The sequence below is a fragment of the Brevibacillus sp. AG genome (genome assembly GCF_028369215.1).
Taxonomy (GTDB): domain Bacteria; phylum Bacillota; class Bacilli; order Brevibacillales; family Brevibacillaceae; genus Brevibacillus; species Brevibacillus porteri.
This window is the reverse complement of record NZ_JAQMYO010000001.1, coordinates 461,105-469,625: the sequence shown is the minus strand read 5'-3', so window position 1 is coordinate 469,625 and position 8,521 is coordinate 461,105. Positions and strand designations below refer to the sequence as shown.

Genomic DNA, 8,521 nt, shown 5'->3' with positions numbered 1-8,521 from the left:
TCCTTGGAGAGGAGCAGCAAATGATTTTTACCAAGCAAGCTCAGCACAGAAAGAAAGCGCCCGTGTTTGGCTGGGTACTCTCATATGTAAAGCCTTATCGAGGTTGGGTCATAATCTGTATCATTGCCTCGCTTCTTGTGGCTGTGGCAAACATTTGGATGGGAATCCTGATCAAAACCATGGTCGAACATACGAACAACTTCGACAAGCTGGTCAGTATTGCTCTCATCATTTTTTGTCTGACCATCGTCGGTTTTCTCTCAAAATATTTCATCACGTATTCGGCAGCTAGATTCAGTTCAAGAGCCATGAGAGATTTGAAAAACAGCATGGCTTCTCATCTCGAAAAAGTTCCCATGTCCACTATGGATAAATATCATTCCGGCGATCTCGTTTCTCGCTTAACAACAGACGCCCAAATCTTGCAAAGCTTTTTGCAAAAGCATTTTTTCCAGCTTTTTTATTTGCCAGTTGTTTTTGTGGGAGCTCTTGGATTGTTGTTGGCGATCAATTGGAAGTTAATCATCTTCAGCGTCGCAATCCTTCCCGTCGCCATCGCTATCACAGGGTGGATGAGCAGACCGCTTCAAAAATATTCGGAGCAAATGCAGGACCATCTGGGTCAAACGAACGCCATCGCTCAGGATACGCTTTCCGGGATTCACATGGTCAAAGCTTTTCAATTGGAAGGCGTTCTGTATCGTAAATACCATGCGGGTATGAAGCAGGTATTGAAAAATGCGTTCCAGGCAGAGAAAAAACGCGCGTGGATGACAGCACCAGGGATTTTATTGTTTTCTTCCCCAATCCTGTTTTTTGTCGCTTATGGTGGGTACTTGATTCAGGCGGGAGAATTGGATCTGGGCAGCTTGGTCATCTTCAGCTATTTGCTTCACTTTATTATCGAACCACTTTCACTCGCACCCGTTTTGTTTGCCCAAGTACAAGAAACATCAGGTGCGGCAAAGCGACTGCAAGAAATTTTTACACAGCCAGTCGAACAAAATGATCAGCCTGCAATTCCTGTTGATCCAGAGGCGATTCCTGTACAGTTTGAAAACGTTACGTTTGCCTACGATCAGGCAAGGATTCTTGATAACGTTAGCTTTACGTTACATCCGAGCAAGATCGTTGCGTTAGTAGGTGCCAGCGGGAGTGGAAAGAGTACCATCATGAAATTGCTGTGCGGGTTTTATCCAATGGAGCCGGGCAACGGAAGACTGAATGTTTTCGGGCATTCCATGACTGATTGGAATATGACGGACATGCGGAGCTATCTTTCCATGGTTTCTCAGGATACGACGCTATTCCCCGTGTCTGTTGCAGAAAATATCTCGTATGGACGCATTCAGGCGACACAAGACGAGATCATTGCAGCGGCAAAAGCGGCCAATGCGCATGACTTCATCATGGAGCTGCCGCAAGGATATCAAACAAAAGTGGGAGAACGAGGCTCTCGTTTATCCGGAGGACAGAAACAGCGTATCGCGATTGCCCGAGCGATTTTGAAGGACGCCCCGATTCTTCTGCTGGATGAACCAACGTCTGCCTTAGATACAGAATCGGAAGCTTTGGTCCAGGAAGCGTTGGAAAATGTGATGAAAAATCGGAGTGTTCTCGTCATTGCTCATCGACTGTCTACGATAAAAGACGCGGATGAAGTGCTTGTTTTGGAGCAAGGACAAATTGTAGAACGAGGTACACACTACGATTTGCTTGCACAAGGCGGCGTTTACACCAGATTGTATCAAAAACAGTTTGCCACAGAGATGCACAGCACGCTGGCTGCAGGGGGGGTATAGGCATGTTCATCCAGAATTTGATGCGGGAACTACTTCAACTGCTGTCGTTTATGAAATCGAAAAAGCGAGCGTATATTTTGGGACTCGTGGGTGACGGAATCGGTCAAGCAGCTGTATTGGTATCTTTACCTTTCGTGTTCAAGGATCTGACGGATTTTGCGAACACAAAAGACCCTGCTTTATTAACGAGAGCGATTGCCACCATGGCTGTGATGTTCCTCTTGCTGAGCATCTTGTCTCCATTTTTTAGCTACATCTATCGACGATGCGTCCGCGAGCTCATTGCCAACATTCGGCTTCATGTCTATCAACGTTTGAGCAAGCTGCCTTTCGATTATTATGAGCAGCACCATTCGGGAGATACGATGTCGAGGCTGGGCAACGATGTTGTCCTCATGGAAAACGCGTATGCTGAGCAATTGAAAACGTTAAGCATCATCCTGCTGTCACTGATCGGCTCGATCATCGGGATGTTTGCGATGGATTGGAAAATTGCCGTCGTCCTGTTGCTTGTAAGCGCATTGACTCTTTATGTGAATACGCTGTTTGCCAAGTCAGTCCGGCGAATTGGAGACCGAATGCAGAAGCAGATGGGAATGGGGACAGAAAGATTAAACGATTTTTTGTCAGGGTTGCCCATCATTAAAATGTTCCATTTACATAACGTTGTCACCGCACGTTACATGGAAGCAAACGAAGAAGTAGCTTCGTCTGCGATCAAGCAAGGGCATAAACACGGATTATTGGAAGGGACCAATTTTTTCATCCAATTCTTAAGCTTCGGGGGAATGCTTGTTTTTGGCATCATGATGGTATCCAAACAAATGATTGGGTTGGGTGTGCTGGTCGCTTTGGTTCAGCAACAGATGCTTGTGACACTGGCATTTCTCCAGCTTGGCCAAGTCATCACAGCGTTACAGAGCTCGCTAGCAGGCGCTTCTCGGGTCGTCGATTTTCTGAATGAACCTCTCGAACCAGAAGAGTATCAGAAGAGCTCCGACAAATACCAGCCATGCGAAAGTATGCTGAAGTTGGAGCAGGTCGTTTTCGGATACAACGAAGCTACAAACGTGCTGGATGGTGTTTCGTTGCGAGTCGAGCAAGGACAAATGGCTGGGCTAGTCGGAACGAGTGGAAGTGGAAAAAGCACCGTCATGAAACTTCTGTTGGGGTATTACCCACCTGCGAGCGGCTCTCTTTATTTACTGGGTAAGCCCATGGGAGCCTATTCTCTTGCAGAAATTAGAAGCTTGATCTCGTACGTGCCTCAGGATGCCTTTTTGTTCGAAGGAACCATCGAAGACAATATCCGTTACGGCTGCCTGGATGCTTCGGAAGAGGATGTCATCAAAGCAAGCAAAGCAGCGTATGCGCATGATTTTATTATGGAACTGTCAGATGGTTACCAGACAAAAACAGGAGAACGCGGTGCCAAGCTATCTGGCGGACAGCGTCAGCGAATTGCCATTGCCAGGGCCATCCTAAAAAATGCGCCGATTCTTCTACTGGATGAAGCAACCTCCGCTTTGGATGCAGAATCGGAATATTGGGTGCAGCAAGCATTAACCGCACTTATGAAAGATAAAACGGTACTTGTCATCGCTCATCGCCTGTCGACTGTAGAGGATGCCGATGTGATTTACGTGATGGATCAAGGAAAAGTCATCGAGCAAGGGCGCCATGTAGAGTTAATGGAGCAAAACGGCACGTATGCCAAATTGTATGAAGTGCAGCAAAGAAAGGATCGAGCAGAACAAGTTAGTGGCCTTGAACTGACAGAAAGAAGAGTGAGTGCTACGTGATTGCCATTTACACTTTGAAATGTCCAGCTGTCATGGAGAAAGAGTTATTCAACCGATTTTTGCAAGCACTACCCGAAGAGAAGAGGGAACGGATCAACCGTTTCAGAAATCCGGCTGATTCCTATCGGGCGTTGCTCGCGGACATGCTCGTACGCTCTCTCATTTGTGAAGCATACTCGATTTCCAATGATGAAATCGAGTATGACTACAATGCATACGGAAAACCTTTTTTGAAATCATTTCCCAACTTCTGCTTTAACGTCTCACATTCCGGAGAATGGGTGGTCTGTGCCACGCATGATTCGCAAGTGGGGATTGATGTGGAGCAAATATGTCCGATTGACTTGGATATTGCCACTCATTATTTTGCACCAGCCGAAGTAGAAGATCTCTTGGCAAAACATCCGGATGAACAGCTTCCGTATTTCTTCGACCTTTGGACCTTGAAGGAGAGCTATATCAAAGCAAGAGGCATGGGACTGTCTATTCCACTACAATCATTCGCCATTAGAAAAAAACTAGACCAATCGATTACGATATCGCAAAATGATTCGCGCGATGCTTGGGCATTTCATCAGTATGAGATCGATCCAGGCTATAAATTGTCAGTATGCGCGACTACCAATCAGTTTGCTGCTAAAGTCGTCATGAAGGATTTACAAGATTTGTATCAGTCCATTTTTCATAGAAAGATATCGAGGTAATTACGTAATGAAGAAAGGGCGGGGAAAGAGATGAAATTGTTCTGCTTTCCGTACGCAGGTGGACTTCCCAGCATTTATTACAGTTGGAGACGGGTATTGTCGCCAGCGTTATTGGAAATTGATCCATTCGAAGTACGGCCTTCATTTCAGAGTGATAGCATGGTTCTTTTCACCTCGTTTTATGAGGTCTTGGAGGATGTATACAAACGGATCACACCAGAGCTGGGGGAAGAACCTTTTGCCTTTTTTGGTCACAGCATGGGTGGATTAATCGCATTTGAACTGACACGAAAGCTGTTGCAGAATGGAAAGCCACTGCCCCAGCACTTGTTCTTGTCTGCATCCCGCGTGCCACATGCGTATCACAAACTGGCGAAAACATACCACCTGCCGCATAACGAGTTCATCGGATCACTACGAACACTTGGTGGCACACCCGATGAAGTTTTGGATAATCACGAGCTCTTGGAGCTATTTTTGCCAACGATTCGCGCTGATTTCCAAGCCGTGCAAACTTACGAAATGAATAACGAGCTTCCTCAGCAAATCCCTGTCAACATGACGGTTTTGTTTGGGAAAGAAGATTCTATTGAAATCCAAGATATTGTGGCGTGGCGAGACTATTGCGGGCGAGAATGCAAATTCTTTCCAATGCCTGGTGGGCATTTCTTTATTCATCACCAAATGAATCCGATCCTAGCGATCATTCAAGACACATTGAATGTAGACCGGGCAGTTGCAATCCGTGCACAATTCTAACGATTGTGCACGGCAACAATAAATCCTAAGGTGAAGGTTGGTGTTCTTTTTATGAATCAGAAAGCACTATCTCGTTTGCTGGCGGCCGTTACATTATCAACGGCGCTGGTCTACCCGCAAGCGGCAAGCGCAGCGGCTCCACCTCCGGCTCTGCATGACGACAACCCAAGTGGTCATTTTGGTGACTGGTACACTGGTGCGGTTCCTCCCAATGCATCCAAAGACAAGCCCGTGATCTTGTTTGTCCAAGGTCTGCACTCCACCTACAAAACCTGGTATACAACAGACGGATATTATGATGCAGCCTATAACGCCGGGTATCGTACCGCATTTGTGCAGTTGAAGGACGCGGATGGTACTGGTGGCAACATGTGGACAAACGGAGCCAAGCTCGCCGAAGTTATTAAAAAGGTCGCAGATTATTATGGTGTCTCCAAAATCAATATCATTGCACATTCCAAAGGTGGCATAGATACACAGGCAGCGCTCGTCCACTATGGCGCGCATCCGTATGTCAATGTTGTTCACCAGCTTTCCACGCCAAACAAAGGTTCAGAATTGGCTGACTTAGCTTACAGCAATTGGGCAGGATGGCTTGCTGATATTCTTGGCAAAAAAGACGATGCGGTGTATTCTCTGCAAACGTCATACATGGCAAACTTCCGTTCCCAGACTGACAACCGTACCGAAATTCGTTCAACCAAGACATACATGGCTGCCGGAACAGGGGATGATGGCATGTTTAGTCCTACCTGGTTTGGTCATGCGGTTCTTCCCGGTGAAGATGATGGCGCTGTTTCCGTTGATTCTGCCTTCGGTTTGACTTATGGGATCAAGAGCTTTACAAAAGATATTTCCCACGGTCAAATCGCGAAAGCCTCGCAAACATGGGATCTGGTCGAACCGAAATTGCAAAAGGCTTCTATACGTGCAAATAAAGTAAGCGAAGACAAGTCAAAATCAAGCACTTTGGAAGAGAGCTCCGTCATTCTCCGTGGTGGCGAAGTGGAAGACAACGTCTCGGAAACATTTTTCCTGGAGAGCGGAATCGATCAGTTCAAAGTAGATACGATGACTTCGTCGGAAGACACTGTTGTGACCCTGATCAGTCCGTCTGGCAAAAAGTATGAAGCGGACAACACTGAAAAAAGCGAATCGGAGGATGAATCCGAGATATTCCAAGATGCTGTTCATCACTTCATTGAAGTAGAGGAGCCTGAAGCAGGCGAATGGACACTTGAAGTGGAGGGCTCTGACGATGCCTTTTTCATGGTGGGTTCCGTGAATGGCGGAGAAGAAGCGAAAGTAAAAGCGAGCAAAAAGGTATTCAAGAAAGATGACAAGGCGAAGATTTCCGTCGACTTGGGTAAAAACGAAATTGATCAATCGCTACTGGAAAAAGCAAACCTGACACGTTCACTGAACGGCGAAAAAGCAAGCGTCCTTGATGAAGTGAAGTTTGCCATAAAAGAAGATGAGCTTACTGGCAATTTTAATGTGCCGACTAAACCAGGTGTTTATAATCTCTCCTTTGACGTAACTGGCATCAATGAGGACGGCGAACCATTTACACGCTCTATTAATTACAACTTTGCGGTAACAGATCGTGATGGAGAAATCGAAGACCAATAAGAAGCATCTTCAGCTATTGGCGATACTTGAACGAGTTAACCAAGTCTAGATTTCGCTTTCATTTTTCACAGCCCTCACGGAAAGTGAGGGCTTTTTTGTTTTGGCTTCCAGTCCGATTGAATCGAACAAAAGAAGTATTCGTGACGAGAGTTTGGAGCGTGATACCTTTCTGTATTATAATGAAACGGATTAACATGATATATAGTCGAGAACAGGTGGAATTTACTATGAAAACCGACCCTAATCATGAACTTATAAACGATTGGTTGGCTCTTACTCACATTACTGAAAGTATTTCCAATATGCTTGAAAAAGATTTACGAGAAAATTACAATCTTTCTTTAAAAGAGTTTTACGTCCTTTACTTTTTATCGAGAGAAAGTAATAAAACACTGAGGTTACAACAATTACAGGAACGGGTTGGATTAAGTCAAAGTGCGATATCAAGGCTGGTTGGAAGACTTGAGGCAAAAAACTGTAGAGCTTTACAGAGGAATGTATGTGAAGACGACCGTAGAGGCGTTTATACTCAGTTGACCGAAATAGGTGAAGAAAAACTCCAGAGATACCTCGTGACGATGAATGAAATTCTCCAATCTGCTTTTTCAGATGGAAAATTTGATGAAGCATTACAATTGCTAGTGCAAAAGAAGTAATTGCAAAAAGCCACCATTTCCTAACTAACGGGAATAGCGGCTTTTTTTGTATATGTCTGATGAAAGTAAAGTCTTAGACTGCCGCGGCTGTTTCAGCCTGTTATTCAACTAAGGTACTCGTTGCTTTAACATGTGATACGTTTCACCACGCTGTCTGAAACGGTAAGTTTTAAGGCCATCCTTTCCGGAATGGCCTTTCATTTTGATGTAAACCTTAGTAGATTGAAATATCCGTTCCATAAAAGTGAAGACGCAGGCGTTTTGCAATAGACAGCGAAGAATAATTATCCCATGATGTACTATATAAAGGAATCCTTTGAGACCGTCTTATCGCTTGGGCCCATGAGGACGTTACGTGCATCGCATATCCTTTTCCTCTATAATCTTTCAATGTCTCGACTCCGGCCTCTGCAGCCTTATCGTTACTTCTTGCGCTAAAACAGACAGATACGGCCATGTTGTTTTCCGTCACCATAAAACAAGGTCCTCGAAACTTCAGTTCCGATAAAAGGGTAGGAAACCCTGGTTCCAAGCAGTATTTATTCTCTTCAGTGACCAAGGTGGCGTCTGTGTAATCCTTTACGGTTTCATGAAATGTAAAAGCCGGCCCCATCCATAAGCCTCTAATTTCTCTGTCTTTCTCCAACGCGTGAATAACATTAGGCAGTTGCTCGGTTGAATCACCCTGATTCAGGAATTGTATGATGTCATGGATTATGCGATTTGGTACGTCGCTGTGAAATCTTACAATACTGCCAGCAACGGTCTGTCCCCAAAAAAATCGAGGAGCAGGCTGGTTCGTTGGCTCATTAATCGTTGTGATACGTCCAGCATGATCATGAATATAGAGTACTCTTGCTTGAATGCTCATTAGTTCTAAATGGTTGTACAAATGCTTACCTCCTCTATTGATCACTCACCCTTTCCCTGTACAATTTAATTATCATCAAAGATCACTCGCTCTCGGCATAATCTGTATTCAAGATATCATCTTTCAGAAGCAGTTTGAATTGTCTTCTTTACGTTTCAACAAATAAACTTGCCCTCATTTGAGATACGGTTCTCCGTTTGATCTTAAACTACTCTCCCATTAGTTATAGGGATCGCCGTTACACTTATCGGTTGACAGGTGAAAAAGGATGATGGTAAATTAGATGCGTGCGCAT

Annotated in this window: 7 protein-coding genes; 6 read left to right on the top strand and 1 reads right to left on the bottom strand. The window is 44.9% G+C overall.

Going from position 1 to position 8,521, the window contains the following annotated elements; all coding sequences use genetic code 11:
- Nucleotides 1-20 precede the first annotated feature (20 nt).
- From POF51_RS02095 to POF51_RS02070, 6 genes are all read left to right on the top strand, one after another.
- Complete coding sequence (locus POF51_RS02095; protein WP_069845046.1) at nt 21-1,802, top strand: ABC transporter ATP-binding protein; 1,782 nt, start codon at nt 21-23, stop codon at nt 1,800-1,802.
- Nucleotides 1,803-1,804: 2 nt separating this feature from the next.
- Entirely contained in the window at nt 1,805-3,604 is a 1,800-nt protein-coding gene (locus tag POF51_RS02090) for an ABC transporter ATP-binding protein (RefSeq protein WP_271753564.1), read from the top strand.
- The gene (locus POF51_RS02085; protein WP_069845044.1) at nt 3,601-4,308 is read left to right on the top strand and encodes a 4'-phosphopantetheinyl transferase family protein; all 708 of its coding nucleotides are present in this window, start codon (nt 3,601-3,603) and stop codon (nt 4,306-4,308) included. The genes POF51_RS02090 and POF51_RS02085 overlap by 4 nt, the downstream gene beginning before the upstream one ends.
- Nucleotides 4,309-4,338: 30 nt before the next feature.
- Nucleotides 4,339-5,067: a thioesterase II family protein gene (locus tag POF51_RS02080; RefSeq protein ID WP_069845043.1), complete on the top strand. Its 729-nt coding sequence runs from the start codon at nt 4,339-4,341 to the stop codon at nt 5,065-5,067.
- Nucleotides 5,068-5,118: 51 nt separating this feature from the next.
- Entirely contained in the window at nt 5,119-6,699 is a 1,581-nt protein-coding gene (locus POF51_RS02075) for a proprotein convertase P-domain-containing protein (protein ID WP_271753555.1), read from the top strand.
- Nucleotides 6,700-6,926: 227 nt separating this feature from the next.
- Nucleotides 6,927-7,355, top strand: coding sequence for a MarR family winged helix-turn-helix transcriptional regulator (locus POF51_RS02070; protein ID WP_271753553.1), 429 nt, complete (start codon nt 6,927-6,929; stop codon nt 7,353-7,355).
- A gap of 214 nt (nt 7,356-7,569) precedes the next feature.
- Here the strand turns inward: POF51_RS02070 and POF51_RS02065 are convergent, their stop codons facing one another.
- Nucleotides 7,570-8,247: a GNAT family N-acetyltransferase gene (locus POF51_RS02065; RefSeq protein ID WP_069845040.1), complete on the bottom strand. Its 678-nt coding sequence runs from the start codon at nt 8,245-8,247 to the stop codon at nt 7,570-7,572.
- Between the last annotated feature and the right edge of the window lie 274 nt (nt 8,248-8,521).

Coding starts and splice junctions, on each gene's coding strand:
- POF51_RS02080 (WP_069845043.1), top strand. CDS start 4,339: ATGAAATTGTTCTGCTTTCCGTACGCAGGTGGACTTCCCAGCATTTAT.
- POF51_RS02070 (WP_271753553.1), top strand. CDS start 6,927: ATGAAAACCGACCCTAATCATGAACTTATAAACGATTGGTTGGCTCTT.
- POF51_RS02090 (WP_271753564.1), top strand. CDS start 1,805: ATGTTCATCCAGAATTTGATGCGGGAACTACTTCAACTGCTGTCGTTT.
- POF51_RS02095 (WP_069845046.1), top strand. CDS start 21: ATGATTTTTACCAAGCAAGCTCAGCACAGAAAGAAAGCGCCCGTGTTT.
- POF51_RS02075 (WP_271753555.1), top strand. CDS start 5,119: ATGAATCAGAAAGCACTATCTCGTTTGCTGGCGGCCGTTACATTATCA.